At 74.7% G+C, this 17,978-nt stretch carries 2 protein-coding genes (1 of these 2 only partly in view); both read left to right on the forward strand.

What is annotated here, in order from left to right:
- Positions 1-12,810, forward strand: partial view of a type I polyketide synthase gene (locus IEY99_RS31760; protein WP_189207802.1) — the 3' end only. 14,208 nt of this gene lie to the left of the window's left edge; the window shows 12,810 of its 27,018 coding nt (coding positions 14,209-27,018); its start codon lies off the left edge, out of view; it ends in the stop codon at positions 12,808-12,810.
- Positions 12,807-17,978, forward strand: a 5,172-nt coding sequence (locus tag IEY99_RS31765) for a type I polyketide synthase (RefSeq protein WP_189207803.1), incomplete at its 3' end; no start/stop codon positions are given. The genes IEY99_RS31760 and IEY99_RS31765, both read left to right, overlap by 4 nt.

Genomic DNA, 17,978 nt, shown 5'->3' on the forward strand with positions numbered 1-17,978 from the left:
TTCCTGCGCGACGTGGCCGACTTCGATGCCGGGTTCTTCGGCATCTCGCCGCGCGAGGCGCTCGCCATGGACCCGCAGCAGCGGCTGCTGCTCGAGACGAGCTGGGAGGCCCTGGAACGGGCCGGCATCGACCCCGTCACCCTGCGGGGCAGTCGGACCGGCACGTTCATCGGCGCCAGCTACCAGGACTACAGCGCCGGCACCGCGGTGCAGGACGGTGCCGAAGGCCACCTGGTCACCGGCACCATCTCCAGCGTCCTGTCCGGGCGGCTGTCCTACACGTACGGCTTCGAGGGCCCGGCGGTCACGCTGGACACCGCGTGCTCCTCGTCGCTGGTCGCCCTGCACCTGGCCTGCCAGTCGCTGCGCAACGGGGAGACGGATCTGGCCCTGGCCGGTGGCGTCAGCGTGATGGCCACGCCGAACGCGTTCGTCGGCTTCAGCCGGCAGCGTGCCATGGCCGTCGACGGACGCTGCAAGGCTTACGCGGAGGCGGCCGACGGCATGAGCCTCGCCGAGGGTGTCGGTCTGGTGCTCGTCGAGCGGCTCTCGGACGCGCAGCGCAACGGCCACCGGATCCTCGCGGTGATCCGTGGCTCGGCGGTGAACTCCGACGGCGCCTCGAACGGCCTGACCGCCCCGAACGGGCCGGCGCAGCAGCGGGTCATCCGGCAGGCGCTGGCCAATGCCGGCGTCGAGCCCGGCGAGGTGGACGTCGTCGACGGGCACGGCACCGGGACCAAGCTCGGCGATCCCATCGAGGCGCAGGCGTTGCTCGCCACGTACGGTCGCCAGCGCTCGCGCCCGCTGCTGCTCGGCTCGGTGAAGAGCAACATCGGCCACACCCAGATGGCCTCCGGCGTGGCGAGCGTGATCAAGATGGTGCTCGCGCTGCAGCACGGTACGGTTCCGGCCACCCTGCACGTGGACCAGCCGTCCCCGCACGTCGACTGGACCCCCGGCGCGATCGAGCTGGTCACCGACCCGACCGACTGGCCCCGGGTGGACCGGCCGCGCCGGGCCGCCGTCTCGTCCTTCGGGCTCAGCGGCACCAACGTGCACACCGTGCTGGAACAGGCACCCGCGGCCGCGCCGGTGGCGCGCGGGGCGGGCGAGAGCGGCCCGATCGTGCTGTCCGCCCGTACTCCCGCCGCGTTGCGCGCGCAGGCCGTACGCCTGCGGTCCTGGCTGGACGAGCGGCCGGAGCTGCCGCTGAGCGAGGTGGCCGCCGCCCTCGCGACCGCTCGCACCAGCCTGCCGCAGCGGGCCGCCGTGGTCAGCCAGGACCGTGCGGAGGTCTCGCTCGCCCTGGCGGCACTGGGCGACGGCGCTCAGCACCCGGCCCTGGTCACCGACGGCCCGGCCCGCGGCGGCCTGGCGTTCCTGTTCACCGGCCAGGGCAGCCAGCGCGCCCGGATGGGCGGCGCGCTGTACGAGCGGTTCCCGGCCTACGCCCAGGCTCTCGACGAGATCCTGGTGCACTTCGACCAGCTGCTCGACCGGCCCCTCGGCGCATTGCTGACCGCCGCGCCGGGCAGCGCCGAGGCGGCCCTGCTCGACGACACCCGGTGGACCCAGCCGGCCCTGTTCGCGCTGGAGCTGGCGCTGTTCCGGCTCGTCGAGTCCTGGGGCCTGACCCCCGACCGGGTGGCCGGTCACTCCATCGGCGAGTACGCCGCGGCGGTCGTCGCCGGCGTGCTGACCGTCGAGGACGCCTGCACCCTGGTCGCCGCGCGCGGCCGGCTGATGTCCGAGCTGCCCGGCGGCGGCGTGATGATCGCCGTCGAGGCCGCCGAGGACGAGGTGCTGCCGCTGCTCACCGACGGTGTCTCGATCGCCGCGGTCAACGGTGCCCGCTCGCTGGTGCTGGCCGGCGACGAGGGGCCGGTCAGCGCGGTCGCCGCGCGGTTCGCCCGGACCAAGCGGCTCAGCGTCGGCCACGCGTTCCACAGTGCGCACATGGACCCGATGCTGGCGGCTTTCGCGGCAGTGGCCCGTACGGTCACCTACCGGCCCCCGCTGATCCCGCTGATCTCCACGGTGACCGGCGGCCCGGTCGAGGCCGAGCGGCTGTCCAGCGCCGACTACTGGGTGGATCAGGTCCGCGCCACCGTCCGGTTCGCCGACGCCGTGCAGTGGCTCGCCGACAACGGCACCGGCACCGCGCTGGAGATCGGGCCGGACGCCAGCCTCAGCGGTGCTGCCGGCGACACCCTCGTGACGGTCCCGGCGCTGCGCCGCGACCGCGACGAGGTGACCACCCTGCACACCGCCCTGGCCAAGGTGTACGCCCGGGGCGCGGACGTACGGTGGGCGGGCGTCTTCCCAGCCGCCGGCCTCCGGCTCGACCTGCCCACGTACCCCTTCCAGCGGCAGCGGTTCTGGCCCGCGGCGGCCGATCTGGCCGACACCGTCGACGCGGAGTTCTGGGCCGCGGTGGAGAACGGTGATCTGCCGCTGGACGAGACCGCCCGGCAGACCCTCACCACGTGGCGCCGCCGCCGCACCCAGGCGTCAGCCCTGGACGGCCTGCGCTACCGGATCACGTGGCAGCCGGTCAGCGGGGTGGAGACCCGCAGCGGACCCTGGCTCGCCCTGGTCGGCCCCGGCGATACCGGCGAGGTGGTCACCGCCCTCGGCGCCACCGCGATCACCGTCGCCGGCCCGGACCGGTCCGTGATCGCGGCGAGCCTGGCCGGCGCCGACCCCGTCGAGGGGGTCGTGTCACTTCTTCCCGACGCGGCCACCACGGCCGCCGCCGTGCAGGCACTCGGCGACGCGGGCATCACCGCGCCGCTCTGGCTGATCACCCGCGGGGCCGTGGCGGTCACCGACACCGACCCGGCTCCGGCGCCGGAGCAGGCGGCGATCCAGGGGCTCGGCCGCGTCGTCGCCCTGGAACATCCGGACCGGTGGGGCGGGCTGATCGACCTCGATCCCGCTGCCGTCGGCCGGCTCAGCTTCGCCGGCGGCGAGCTCGCGGTCCGCAGCACCGGTGTCTTCGCCCGCCGCCTGGTGCACGCCCCGGCCGGTGCCGCCCGGCGCCGCCCGCTGGACCTGACCGGCGGCACCACGCTGATCACCGGCGGAACCGGCGGCATCGGTGCGCACCTGGCCCGGCACCTCGCCGAGCGCGGTGCCGAGCATCTGCTGCTGCTGAGCCGCCGTGGCCTGGATGCCCCCGCCGCCGCGGACCTGGCCGCCGAGCTCGGGTCCCGGGCCACCGTCGTCGCCTGCGACGCGGCCGACCGCGATGCGCTCGCGGCGGCACTGGCCGGGCACACCGTCGTGAACGTCTTCCACACCGCGGGCGTCGTGGACGACGGCATGATCGACGCACTCACCCCGCAGCGCTTCGCCACCGTCCGGCGGGCCAAGGTCGACGCCACCCGCAACCTGCACGAGCTCACGCCCGAGGCACGCGCGTTCGTGCTGTTCTCCTCGACCTCCGGCGTCCTCGGCGCCGCCGGGCAGGGCAACTACGCGGCCGCCAACGCCTGGCTCGACGCCTTCGCCGCCGTCCGGCGCGCGCAGGGGCTGCCGGCCACCGCGATCGCCTGGGGCCCGTGGGCCGAAGCCGGCATGGCCACCGACGGGTCCCTCGTGCAGGAGCGCGTCAAGCGTGGCGGCTTCACCCCGATGTCCCCGGCCCTCGCCGTCGCCGCCCTGGAACAGGCCGTGGAGCGGGAGGACGTCGCGATCACCGTCGCCGACGTCGACTGGCGGCGGTACGCCCAGATCTTCGCCGGCGCGCTGCTGGCCGACCTGCCCGAGGTGCGCCGCGCCGCCGTCGCCGCCCCCGCCGGCAGCGCCGACCTGCGCGAACAACTCGCCGGCCGTACCGGTGCGGCCCGGACGAGGTTCGTCCTCGATCTGGTACGCGCCAGCGCCGCGGCGGTGCTCGGGCACCCCGACCGCAGCGGCATCGGCGCCGAGCAGGCCTTCAGCGACCTCGGTTTCGACTCGCTGACCATCGTCGAGTTGCGCAACAGCCTGGGCGCGGCGACGGGGCTGGCCCTGCCCGCCACGCTGGTGTTCGACTATCCGACCCCGGTCGACCTGGCCGACCATCTGCTCGCCCGGTTGACCGGTGCCGTCACCGACGCCCCGCTGCCCACGGTGGCCGGCACCGGCGGATCCGACGATCCCATCGTCATCGTCGGCATGGGCTGCCGGTTCCCGGGCGGCGTGCAGACCCCCGAGGATTTGTGGCGGCTGCTCGCCGAGGGTACCGACGCCATCTCCGGGTTCCCGACCGACCGGGGCTGGGACCTGGACGCTCTGGCCCGTGGCGGCTCGGCCACGCTGGAGGGTGGCTTCCTGCACGACGTCAGCCGCTTCGACGCCCCGTTCTTCGGTATCAGCCCGCGCGAGGCGCTGGCCATGGACCCGCAGCAGCGGCTCCTGCTGGAGACGGGCTGGGAGGCCCTGGAGGCGGCCGGCATCGACCCGACCGGGCTGCGCGGCTCGGCCACCGGTGTCTTCGTCGGCACCAACGGTCAGGACTACCTGAACGTGCTGCGCCGCGGCACCGCCGACGTGCAGGGCCACGTGGCCACCGGGAACACCGCGAGCGTGCTGTCCGGCCGGTTGTCGTACACGCTCGGCCTGGAGGGGCCCGCCGTCACCGTGGACACCGCCTGCTCGGCGTCGCTCGTCGCGCTGCACCTGGCCGCGAGCGCGCTACGGGCCGGCGAGTGCACCCTCGCCCTGGCCGGCGGCGCGTCGGTGATGTCCAGCCCGGACGCCTTCGTCGAGTTCAGCGCGCAGGGCGGCCTGGCCCCGGACGGCCGGTGCAAAGCCTTCGCCGAGGGCGCGGACGGCACCGCCTGGTCCGAGGGCGCCGGCATCGTCGTACTGGAACGCCGCTCCGACGCGGTCCGCCACGGCCACGACATCCTCGCCGTGGTGCGCGGCACCGCGGTCAACCAGGACGGTGCCTCCAACGGCCTGACCGCGCCGAACGGGCGCGCGCAGCAACGCGTCATCCGGGCCGCGCTGGCCGCCGCAGGCCTCGCCCCCGGCGAGGTGGACGCGGTCGAGGCGCACGGCACCGGCACCGCACTCGGCGACCCCATCGAGGCGGGGGCGCTCATCGCCGCCTACGGCGCCGACCGGCCGGCCCCGCTGATGCTGGGCGCGGTCAAGTCCAACCTGGGCCACACCCAGGCCGCGGCCGGCGTGGCCGGCATCATCAAGATGGTCCTCGCGATGCGGCACGGCACCATGCCGCGCACGCTGCACGTGGATGCCGCGTCCCGCCGGGTCGACTGGTCGTCCGGTGTGCTCGAGCTGGTCGAGCAGACCCGCGACTGGCCGGAGAACGGGCATCCGCGCCGGGCCGGCGTGTCCGCGTTCGGCGTCAGCGGCACCAACGCGCACGTCATCCTCGAACAGGGTGTGGCGGTCGCGGCGGCGCCCGCCGCGACGGTCGTGCCGCAGGCGGTGCCGCTTCTGGTCTCCGCGCGCGGGGACGCCGCCCTGGACGCTCAGCTCACCCGGATCCGGGAGGCGGCCCCGGGTCTTCGCCCGGTGGACGTCGGGTTCTCGCTGCTGGACCGGGCCACCTTCGCCCGGCGGGCGGTGCTGGTCGGCGACACGGTGATCCGCGGGGCCGCCGCGGACCACACCGTCGGCATGGTCTTCTCCGGCCAGGGATCGCAGCGCCCCGGGATGGGCCGCGAGCTGTACGCGCGGTTCCCGGTCTTCCGTGCCGCCCTGGACGCGATCGGGGCGGACCTCGGGTGGGACGGCGACGCGGCCCGGCTGGCCCGCACGGGCACCGCGCAACCCGCCATCTTCGCCGTCGAGGTGGCGCTCTACCGGCTCCTCGAGTCGTTCGGGGTGCGGCCCGAGGTCGTCGGCGGCCACTCCATCGGGGAGATCGCCGCGGCACACGTCGCCGGGGTGCTGTCCCTGCCCGACGCGTGGACCCTGGTCACCGCCCGGGGCCGGCTCATGCAGGAGCTTCCCGCCGGCGGCGTGATGGTGGCCGTCGAGGCCGCCGAGGCCGAGGTGCGCGAGAAGCTGGTGGACGGCGTGTCGATCGCGGCGGTCAACGGCCCGTCCGCGGTGGTCATCGCCGGACCGGAGGAGGCGGTGCGGCAGGTACGCCGCGCGATCACCGGACGTTCCACCGCGCTGAAGGTGTCGCACGCCTTCCACTCCCGCCTGATGGACCCGATGCTGGCCGACTTCGAGGCGGTGGTCCGCACCGTGACTCTGCGGACGCCGGAACTTCCGCTGGTCTCCGGCGTCACCGGGAAGGTCGAGACGGACCTGTTCACCGATCCCGCCTACTGGGTACGGCACGTGCGCGAGACGGTGCGGTTCGCCGACACCGCCGAGGCCATGCGCGACCTCGGCGTCGACACCTTCGTCGAGGTCGGCCCGGACTCGGTGCTGGCCGGCCTGGTCGACGGCGTGCCGACGTTGCGCCGGGACCGCGACGAGGAGACCGCCGTGGTCACCGCTCTCGCCCGGCTGCACGTGTCGGGCGTGCCCGTGGACTGGACGGTTCTGTTCGCCGGTACCGGTGCGCGACGCACCGCGCTGCCCACGTACGCGTTCCAGCGCGAGTCGTACTGGCCCGAGATGGCCCCGGCGGCCGGTCCCGGACCCGACGCCGACTTCTGGGCGGCCGTCGACTCCGGTGATCTGGCCGCGGTGACCGCCTGGCGGGATCGTCACGAGCGGCCGTCCTCGCGGTACCGGATCGTCTGGTCGCCGGTAACCCCGGCCGGGGCCGGCGGCCGCCGCCTGGTGATCGTCCCGCCCGGCGACGACCCCTGGGCCGACGCCGTGGCGACGGCGCTCGGCGGTGAGGTCGTGACGGCCGGCGAGCTGCCCGCCGGCGACTTCGACCAGGTGGTCTCGGTGCTGGCCGGGTGGCCGCACGAGCTTCTCGCCGCGCTGGCGGCGGCGGGTATCACCGCGCCGCTGTGGTGCATCACCCGCGGCGGTGTCGACACCGGCCGCTGCGACCCGCCGAGCGACCCGGATCAGGCCGCCGTGTGGGGCGCCGGGCGGGTCGCCGCCCTCGACCACCCCCGCGCCTGGGGCGGTCTGCTCGACCTGCCCGAGACCCTCGACGCGCGGACCCTGGACCGGCTGGTGCTCGGCGACGAGGACCAGATCGCGGTGCGCGCCTCCGGCGTGTACGCCCGCCGCCTGGTCCGCGACACCGCCGACGGACCGGCCTGGGCACCCGAGGGCACGGTGGCCATCACCGGCGGCGTCGGCGGCTTCGCCGCTCCGGTCGCCCGCTGGCTCGTCGCCCGGGGCGCCGACCGCGTGGTGATCGTCGGTACCGGCGACGACGAGGACCTGCGCGCCGACCTGGGCGACCAGCTCACCGTCGTCCCGGACCTGGACGGGCTCACCCCCAGCGCGGTCCTGATGATCGCCGCGGGCGACGCCACCGGTGACGACCCCGCGATCGTGCTCCCGGCCCTGCAGAGCCAGATCGACGGGGTCATCGACGCCGCACCGATGGTCGTCCTGTTCGCCTCGATCGCCGGTGTCTGGGGCATCGCGGGACAGACCGGCCCGGCCGCCGCGAGTGCCTACGTGGATGCCGTGGCGGCCCGCCACGACCACGCCTTCGCCGTCTCCTGGGGCGCCTGGGCCGGCACCACGTCGGAGTCCCTCGCCGCGCACCTGCGCGTCAACGGGCTGCCGGCGATGGAACCGGCAAGGGCGCTCGCCGCCCTCGCCCGCTCGGTCGGTGCGTCGGTGACGGTGGCGGACGTGGTCTGGGACCGGTTCGCGCCGGCCTTCTCCCGTACCCGCAGATCCTCGCTCTTCGCCGAACTGCCCGAGGCCCGGGCCTGCCGGGTCGTCCCGGCGCTCGCACCGGCGGCGGCTGCCGCGCTGGACGTCTCGCAGCTTCTCGCCCTGGTGCGCGCCGAGGCCGCTGCCGTCCTCGGATATCCGGACCCGGACGCGATGCCTGCCACCCAGGCCTTCCGCGACCTGGGCTTCGACTCGCTCACCGCGCTGGACCTGCGCAACCAGCTTGCCGCCGCGACGGGGTTGACCCTGCCCGCGACGCTGGTGTTCGACTATCCGAGCCCGCAGGCGCTGGCGACGTTCCTGCACGACGAACTGGCCGGCGGCAGCGAGGCCGTCCCGCAGGTCCCTGCGGCCGGCGTGGCGGGCGATCCGATCGTCATCGTCGGCATGGCCTGCCGCTACCCGGGCGGGGTCCGTTCCCCCGAGGACCTGTGGCAGCTCCTGCGGGACGAGGTCGACGCGATCGGTGACTTCCCGACCGACCGCGGGTGGGACCTCGACCGGCTCACCCACGGCGATGCCGACGGGCGCGGTCGCAGCGTCACCGGCAACGGCGGGTTCCTCTACGACGTCGCGGACTTCGACCCGGCGTTCTTCGGGATCAGCCCGCGCGAGGCCATCGTGCTCGACCCGCAGCAGCGGATCCTGCTCGAGGCGAGCTGGGAGGCTCTGGAGCGGGCCGGTATCGACCCGGTCCACCTGCGGGGCGGCGACACCGGCGTCTTCGTCGGCGGCGGCAGTGGCGACTACCGGCCCGAACTGGGCCAGATCGGCCATGTCGAGACGGCCCAGTCGGCCAGCCTCCTCTCCGGCCGGGTCTCGTACACGCTCGGCCTGGAGGGTCCGTCGGTCACGGTGGACACCGCGTGCTCCTCGTCGCTGGTCGCGCTGCACCTGGCGGCGCAGGCGCTCCGGGCGGGGGAGTGCTCGATCGCTCTCGCCGGTGGCGTCACCGTCATGTCCACCCCGGTGGGCTTCGTGGAGTTCGGCGAGATGGGCGCGCTGGCCGCCGACGGTCGCTGCCGGGCGTTCTCCGACGCGGCCGGGGGCACCGGCTGGTCCGAGGGCGTCGGCATGCTGGTCGTCGAGCGGCTGTCCGACGCGCGGCGGCGCGGGCACCAGGTTCTGGCCGTACTGCGCGGCTCGGCGGTCAACTCCGACGGCGCCTCGAACGGCATCACCGCGCCGAACGGACCGTCCCAGCAGCGCGTCATCCGGCGCGCGCTGGCCAATGCCGGCCTGTCGGTCACCGACGTGGACGCCGTCGAGGCACACGGCACCGGTACGTCGCTGGGCGACCCGATCGAGGCCCAGGCGCTGATCGCCACCTACGGCCGCGACAGGGACACGCCGCTGCTGCTCGGCGCGCTCAAGTCCAACATCGGCCACACCCAGGCCGCCTCCGGTGTCGCCGGCGTCATCAAGATGATCATGGCGATGCGGCACGGGGTGCTGCCGAAGACGTTGCACGTGGACCGGCCGTCGTCCCATGTCGACTGGAGTGCCGGTGCGGTGTCCCTGCTCACCGCCGAGACCCCCTGGCCGGCGGTGGACCGGCCGCGCCGGGCGGGCGTCTCGTCGTTCGGTGCGAGTGGCACCAACGCCCACGTCATCCTCGAACAGGACACCGAGGTGCCGGCCCCGCCCGGCGGGATCGTCGCGTCCGTGGTCGCCGTCCCGGTGTCCGCGCCCGGTCAGGAGGGGGTCCGGGAACAGGCCCGGCGCCTGCTCGGCACCGATCTGGCTCCGGCCGATCTGGCGCTCACCCTGAGCGCCCGTACGCAGTTCGAGCACCGCGCTGCCGTGCTCGCCTCCACCCCGGACGAGCTGCGCGACGGCCTCGCCGCGCTGGTCGACGGCACCCCGTCGGCCCGGGTGGTGCGGGGCAGGACGACCAGCGGCCGTACCGCCTTGCTGTTCTCCGGACAGGGCGCACAGCAGGCGGGGGCGGGACGCGCGTTGTACGCCCGCTTCGAGGTCTTCGCCACCGCTCTCGACGAGGTGCTGGCCCGCTTCGACACCGAACTGGACCGGCCGCTGCGCGAGCTGCTGTTCGCCGAGCCGGACAGCGACGATGCGGCCCTGCTGGACCGTACCGGCTACACCCAGCCGGCCCTGTTCGCCATCGAGGTGGCCCTGTACCGGCTCGTCGAGTCCCTCGGCATCCGGGTCGACTACCTGGCCGGGCACTCCATCGGTGAGATCGCCGCCGCCCACGTGGCCGGTGTCTTCTCGCTGGACGACGCCGTGAAGCTGGTCGGTGCCCGGGCCCGGCTCATGCAGGCGCTGCCGGGCGGTGGCGCGATGGCCGCCCTCGAAGCGACCGAACAGGAGGTCACCGCTCGTCTCGTCGACGGCGTCGGCATCGCCGCGGTCAACGGTCCGGCGGCGGTCGTGATCGCCGGGGACAGCGCCGCAGTGGACGCGGTGGCGGCCGGATTCTCCGCCGACGGCCGCAAGACTAGGCGTTTGCGGGTCAGCCATGCATTTCACTCGGCTCATATGGACGCCATGCTCGACGACTTCGGCCGGGTCGCCGCGACCCTGTCGTACGCCGCCCCCGCGATACCGCTCGTCTCCGACGTGACCGGCGACATCGCGGACGCCGAGCTCGTCACCGACCCCGGTTACTGGGTCCGGCACGTGCGCGAGACCGTCCGTTTCGCCGACAGCGTACGGAGCCTGACCGCACACGGCGTCACCACCTTCGTGGAGATCGGTCCGGACGGCGTGCTCAGCGCCCTGGTCCCGGACAGCGCACCGGACGCGGTCGCCGTGCCGCTGCTGCGCAAGGACCGCGCCGACGAGGTCGCCCTCACGCACGCTCTGGCCCGACTGCACGTCACCGGCGCCGGACCGGACTGGGCCACGTTCCTCGACGGGACCACCGCGCGCCGCACCGCCGCACCCACGTACGCCTTCCAGCGCCGGCGCTTCTGGCCGGAGAACCGCCCGGCGGCGCGGAACGTCGACGCGGGCGACGCCGAGTTCTGGTCGGTGGTGCAGAACGAGGACTTCGACACCCTCACCGGCACCCTGGGCGTGGACGGCGAGGCCCTGGCCAAGGTCCTGCCCGCCCTGTCCGACTGGCGCCGCCGCCGTACGGACCAGTCCACCGTGGACGGATGGCGGCAGCAGATCGCCTGGCGGCCGCTGAACCGGGCGGTCTCCGGCACCCCGGCCGGTAGCTGGGTCGTGGCCGTCCCCGCCGGATCCGGCACCGACCCCTGGGTCGACGGTGTGGTGGCAGCCCTGGGCGCGGGAGCCACCCGCGTCGAGATCGGCACCACGGATCGCCCGGTGGTGGCGGCGCGGCTGCGCGAGCACATCGCCGGGCGCGACGTGACCGGCGTGCTGTCCCTGCTCGCCCTCGCCGAGGAGCGGATCTCCGACGTGCCGGCCGGCGTGCTGCTCACGACCGCGCTCGTCCAGGCGCTCGGCGACGCCGGGGTGGCTGCGCCGCTGTGGTGCGTCACCCGGGCCGCCGTCGCCGTCCGTCCCGGCGAGCCGGTGCCCGGCGTGGTGCAGGCCGGCGTGCAGGGCCTCGGCCGGGTCGCCGCCCTGGAGTACCCGCACCGCTGGGGCGGCCTGATCGACCTTCCGGAGACGCTGGACACCGCGACGACCACCCGCCTCGCCGCCGTGCTGGCCGACCCCCAGGGCGAGGACCAGGTGGCCGTACGATCCGCCGCGATCTTCGGGCGCCGCCTGGCGGCGGTGCCGCACCGCCCCGCCCGCGTGTGGGAACCGACGGGCACCACCCTGATCACCGGTGGCACCGGTGCCCTCGGCGCCCAGGTGGCCCGGGCGCTCGCCGCTGCCGGAGCGCCGCGGTTGGTGCTGCTCGGCAGGGCCGGCCTGGAGGCGCCGGGAGCCAAGGACCTGGCCACCGAACTGGGGGACCGGGCCACCATCACGGCCTGCGACACCGCCGACCGGGAGAGTCTCGCGGCGGTGCTGGCCGGCATCGACGACCTGACCGCCGTCGTGCACGCCGCGGGCGCGCTGGCCGACGGCATCCTGGACGGGCTCACCGCCGAGCAGTTCGCCACCGTGTTCCGTGCCAAGGTCACGTCGGCCCTGCTGCTCGACGAGCTCACCGCCGACCGGGACCTGGCCGTCTTCGCGCTGTTCTCCTCCGCGTCCGCCGCCGTGGGCAACCCCGGCCAGGCGAACTACGCGGCCGCCAACGCCGTCCTGGACGCCGTCGCCGAGCGGCGGCGCTCCCGCGGCCTCCCGGCCACCTCGGTGGCCTGGGGTGCCTGGGGCGGTGGCGGCATGGCCGCGGGCCACCGGGCCACCACGATGGCCCGCCGCACCGGCATCCGGCCGCTCGACCCGGACCTCGCGGTCACCGCGCTGCGCCAGGTCGTGCTCGCACCGGAACCCGTGGCCCTGGTCGCCGACGTCGAACCGCAGTCGTTCATCCGGGCCTTCACCTCGGCCCGGCCCACCCGGTTGCTCAGTGAGCTGCCCGACTACGCGGCCGTGACGGCCGGCGACGCCGCACCCGCCGCGGCCGCCGGCGACCTGAGGGACAGGCTGACCGCCTTGCCGGCCGAGCAGCGCCCGGCCGAGGTGACCGCCATGGTGCGCCGCCTCGCCGCCGAGACGCTCGGGCTGTCCGACCTCAGCGCCGTCGGCGACGAGAAGGCGTTCCGGGACCTCGGCTTCGATTCGCTCAGCGCGGTCGAGCTGCGCAACCAGGTGAACGCGGCGACCGGCCTGGAGCTGCCCGCCACGCTGGTCTTCGACCACCCGACACCGGCCGCGCTGGCCGACCACATCGTCGGGTCGCTCGTCGCCGGCCCCGGTACGGCGGACGACGACGAGTCGGCGCTGCGGGCCGTGCTCGCTCACGTCTCGCTGGACCAACTTCGCGACATCGGTGTGCTCGAACCGCTGATGCGGCTGGCCGGCCGCACCGCCACCGCGTCGCTGGACGACGACTCCATCGACGCGATGGACCTCGACAGCCTCGTGCAGGCGGCACTCAAGGAGCAGGGGAACTCATGACCTCGCCCAGCGACCGGGTCGTCGAGGCGTTGCGCTCGTCGGTCAAGGAGACCGAACGGCTGCGCCGGCAGAATCAGCAGCTCGTCGAGCAACGCTCGGAGCCGATCGCGATCGTCGGGATGAGCTGCCGCTTCCCGGGTGGGGTCCGGTCACCCGGCGACCTCTGGCGGCTGCTGATCGACGGCGGCGACGCCATCGGCGGCTTCCCCACCGACCGCGGCTGGGACCTGGCCGCCCTCCGCGAGGCCGGGGTGGACGCGCGCGGCATGCAGGTGAGCCAGGAGGGCGGGTTCCTGCCGGATGTGGCCGGCTTCGACGCCGGATTCTTCGGGATCTCGCCCCGGGAGGCGGTCACCATGGACCCCCAGCAGCGACTGCTGCTGGAGACCTCCTGGGAGGCGTTGGAGTCGGCGGGCATCGACCCGACCTCGCTGCGCCGTACCCCGACCGGTGTCTACGTGGGCACCAACGGCCAAGACTACGCGTACCTGCTGGTCCGCGACGTGGGCGACGCCACCGGCGACATCGGCACCGGGATCGCGGCCAGCGCCGTATCCGGCCGGATCTCCTACACCCTGGGCCTGGAGGGCCCGTCGGTCACGGTGGACACCGCTTGTTCGTCCTCGCTGGTGGCCCTGCACCTGGCCGCGCAGGCGCTGCGCAACGGCGAGTGCACCCTGGCGCTGAGCGGCGGCGTGAACGTGATGTCCACCCCCGGGTCGCTGATGGAGTTCAGCCGTCAGGGTGGCCTCGCCTCCGACGGACGGTGCAAGGCGTACGCGGAGGGAGCGGACGGCACCGGCTGGGCCGAGGGGGTCGGGCTGCTGGTGCTGGAGAGATTGTCCGACGCCCGCCGCAACGGTCATGAGGTCCTCGCGGTGGTCCGCGGGTCGGCGGTCAACTCCGACGGCGCCTCCAACGGCTTCACCGCCCCGAACGGCCCCTCGCAGCAGCGGGTCATCCAGCGGGCGCTGCGCAGCGCCGACCTTCGACCGTCCGAGGTGGACGTGGTCGAGGGGCACGGCACCGGCACCCCGCTGGGTGACCCCATCGAGGCCCAGGCGCTGCTTGCGACGTACGGTCAGGACCGCGACGTGCCGCTGCTGCTCGGCTCGGTCAAGTCGAACATCGGCCACACCCAGGCCGCCGCCGGGGTCGCCGGCGTGATCAAGATGGTGCTCGCGCTGCGCCACGGTGTCGTCCCGGCGACGCTGCACGCGGACCGGCCGTCGTCGCAGGTGAACTGGGCGGCCGGTGCGGTCCGGCCGGTCACCCGGGCGACGCCGCTGCCGTCGCGCGACCGGCCGTGGCGCGCCGGCGTGTCGTCGTTCGGCATCTCCGGCACCAACGCGCACGTCATCGTCGAGCAGGTCCCGTCCGAGGCGGCCCCGCCCACCCCGCCCGCGGTGGTGCCGCTGCCGGTGTCGGCGCGCAGCGGTGCCGCCCTGGAGGAGTACGTCGCGGCCGTCCGTGCCGTCGAGGGCTCGGCGGTCGACCTCGGTCACTCGCTCGGGCGCCGCGCGGCGCTGCCGCACCGGGCCGCCCTGATCGGCGACACCGTGATCCGTGGCGAGGCCGCCACCCGTACGGTCGCTCTGATCTTCTCCGGGCAGGGGTCGCAGCGCGCGGGCATGGGCCGTGAGCTCCACCGGCGCTTCCCGGTCTTCGCGGCGGCCTTCGACGCCGCCTGTGCGCACCTGACGATCGACTGGGGCGACCTGGACTCCACCGGGAACGCGCAGCCGGCCATCTTCGCCGTCGAAGTGGCGCTCTACCGGCTCCTCGAGTCGTGGGGCGTACGCCCGGACATCCTCGGCGGGCACTCGATCGGCGAGATCGCCGCCGCACACGTGGCCGGCGTGTTCAGCCTCGAACACGCGTGCCTGCTCGTCTCCGCCCGGGCCCGGCTGATGCAGGCTCTGCCCGCCGGTGGGGCCATGATCGCGGTCCACGGGTCCGCGCCGGGCGCGCCGGACGGCGTCTCGATCGCGGCGATCAACGGCCCCGACTCGTTCGTGCTGTCCGGGCAGGAGGCGGCCGTCGAGGCCGCCGCCGCGGGATTCGCCCGGCGCCGGCGGCTCACGGTCAGCCATGCCTTCCACTCGGCGCTGATGGAACCGATGCTGGACGCCTTCGCCGCCGCGCTCGCGGGAATCGCCTTCCACCCTCCGGTCATCCCGCTCGTCTCGAACGTCACCGGGCGTCTCGAAACCGACCTCTTCGCCGACCCCGCCTACTGGGTGCGGCACGTGCGCGAGACCGTCCGCTTCGCCGACGGCGTCGAGGCGATGCGCGCGGCCGGTGCGGACACCTTCGTGGAGGTCGGGCCGGACTCGGTGCTGAGCGCGCTGATCGACGCCGATGTCGTGGTGCCGACGCTGCGCCGGGACCGGGACGAGCAGAGCGCTCTGGCCACCGCCGCCGGCCGTCTGTGGACCGTCGGTGTGCCGATCGACCTCGCCGCCTGGTGCACCGACGGCCATCGGATCCCGTTGCCCAGCTACCCCTTCCAGCACGAGCGCTACTGGCCGCAGCCGTCCGGTGGCGCCGATGTGACCGCGGCCGGCCTCACCGCACCCCGCCACCCGTTGCTCGGTGCCAGCGTGTCGCTGGCGGACAGCGACGAAACGATCTTCACGGGACTGGTGCCGGCACTGCCGGACACCGCCTGGCTGGAACTGGCCATCCGGGCCGGCGACCAGACCGGTACCCCGCACGTCCGCGACCTGACCGTCACCGCCGCCCTGGACCAGCCGGCCGCGTTGCAGATCCGGGTCGGAGCCGCGGACGGCGGCGTCCGGAGCGTCACGATGTCCTCGCGGGTGTCCGGCGGCGAATGGGTCCGCCACGCGTACGGCACGCTCGACAACGGCAGCGACCTGCTGCCGGTCGGTGCCGACACCGTCGAGCTCACGGTGGACGGGGCCGGCGCGTACGGCATCGACCCGGCCCTGCTCGCCCAGCTCTTCCCGGACGGGCGCCGGCCGGTCGCCTGGCACGGCGTCACCCTGCACGCGTCCGCGGCCACCACCATCCGTGCCCGGATCACCGCGACCGGCGACGACACGGTGGAGATCGCCGCGGTCGACCCGGCGGGCGCACCGGTGCTGACTGCTCGCCGGGTCGTCCTCGGCACCGTGTCGACCAGGGCCGCGCCCGGGGGATCACTGCTGGGCCTCGACTGGGTCCCGGCGCAACCGCAGGATGCCGCGGAGGCCGAACCCGCGACGGTGACGTTCGCCGCCGAGAGCGACGACGTGGTGGCGGAGACGCACAGGCTCACGGCCGCCGCTCTGGCGACGGTCCATCAGTGGCTCGCCGCGCCGCACGACGGGCGCCTGCTCGTCGTCACCCGTGCCGGCGACCTGGCCGCCGCCGCGGTGCACGGCCTGGTCCGCTCGGCGGAGGCGGAGAACCCGGGCCGCTTCGCACTGGCCGAGACCGATGCCGACCTGCCCGCCCTGGGGCCGTACCTGGCTTACGGGGACACCGACTTCCGCGTCCGTGAGGGTCGGGTGCTGGTGCCGCGGCTGGCCCGTACGGCCGAGCGGGAGCCCGGTGGGTGGACGCCGCGGGGCACGGTGTTGATCACCGGTGGTACCGGTGGTCTGGGTTCGGCGCTGGCGCGTCACCTTGCTGCTCGTGGTGTGGATCTGGTGCTGGTCAGCCGCCGTGGTCCGGACGCGCCGGGCGCGGACCGGTTGCCGGGCCGGGTGGTGGCCTGTGATCTGACGGATCGTGCGGCGGTGGATGAGCTCGTCGCGGGTATCCCGGATCTGCGGGCGATCATCCACACCGCGGGTGTGCTCGACGACGGCCTGGTCACCGCGCTGACCCCCGAGCGGCTCGACGCGGTGCTCGCTCCCAAGGTCGACGCGGCGTGGAATCTGCACGCGGCGACGCGGGACCTGGATGCCTTCGTGCTGTTCTCCTCCACCTCGGGGGTGATGGGCAGCGCCGGGCAGGCCAACTACGCGGCCGGCAACGTGTTCCTGGATGCACTGGCGGCGTACCGGCAGTCGCGGGGGCTCGCCGCGCAGTCGCTGGCCTGGCCCGCCTGGGCCGGTGCGGCCGGCATGACCGCCACCCTCACCGACTCCGGGATCCGCCGGATCGCCACGGCCGGTCTGCCCCCGCTCACCGTCGAGCAGGGTCTGTCGCTCTTCGACTCCGCCACCGCCGGCGGCGAGGCCTATCTGATGCCGGTCGGCATGCCGCCGGGCGGCGCGGCGATTCCCGTGGTGCCCCCGGTGCTGCGCAACCTGGTCCGGGCCGGGCGCCGCGTCGCCGCCACCGGCCCCGGCGGCGACGCGGCCCTGGCGGCGCTCACCCCCCGACTTGCCGGCCGGAGCGCCGACGAGCGCCTGCGCCACGTCACCGACCTCGTCCGTGCCGAGGCCGCCGCGGTGCTCGGCCACGCCTCGGCCGCCGCCGTCGACGCGCGCCGTGAGTTCCGTGACCTCGGCTTCGACTCGCTCACCGCGGTGGAGCTGCGCAACCGGCTGACCGCCGTCACCGGCCTGCGGCTCAGCGCCACCATGGTCTTCGACCACCCGACCCCCGCCGCCCTGGCCGCGCACCTCGTCGCCGACCTGATGGACGAGCAGCCCGAGGAGACCGTCGTCGCGGGCCCCGTGGCCGCCGGCGATCCGATCGTCATCGTCGGCATGGCGTGCCGCCTGCCCGGCGGTGTCACCTCGCCGGACGAGCTGTGGGACCTGGTCGCCGGTGGCCGGGACGGCATCACCGGCTTCCCCACCGACCGCGGCTGGGATCTGCGGAGCCTGTTCGCCGAGGCCCCGGACGGACGCGGCACCAGCGCCACCCGGCACGGCGGGTTCCTGGCTGGTGCCGGCGACTTCGACGCCGCCTTCTTCGGGGTGTCCCCGCGCGAGGCGCTGGCGATGGATCCCCAGCAGCGGCTGCTGCTGGAGACGAGCTGGGAAGCGATCGAACGGGCGGGCATCAACCCGCAAGGGCTCGCCGGGAGCCGTACCGGCGTCTTCCTGGGCGCGGGTGGCCAGGACTACACGAACCTGGTGCTGAACTCCCGGGAGGATGTCGAGGGCCACGCCACCACCGGCCTGGCCACCAGCGTCATCTCCGGTCGGGTCTCGTACACGTTGGGTCTGGAGGGTCCGGCGGTCACCGTGGACACGGCGTGTTCG

Source organism: Couchioplanes azureus (assembly GCF_014648355.1).
In the GTDB taxonomy this organism is placed as follows: domain Bacteria; phylum Actinomycetota; class Actinomycetes; order Mycobacteriales; family Micromonosporaceae; genus Actinoplanes; species Actinoplanes azureus.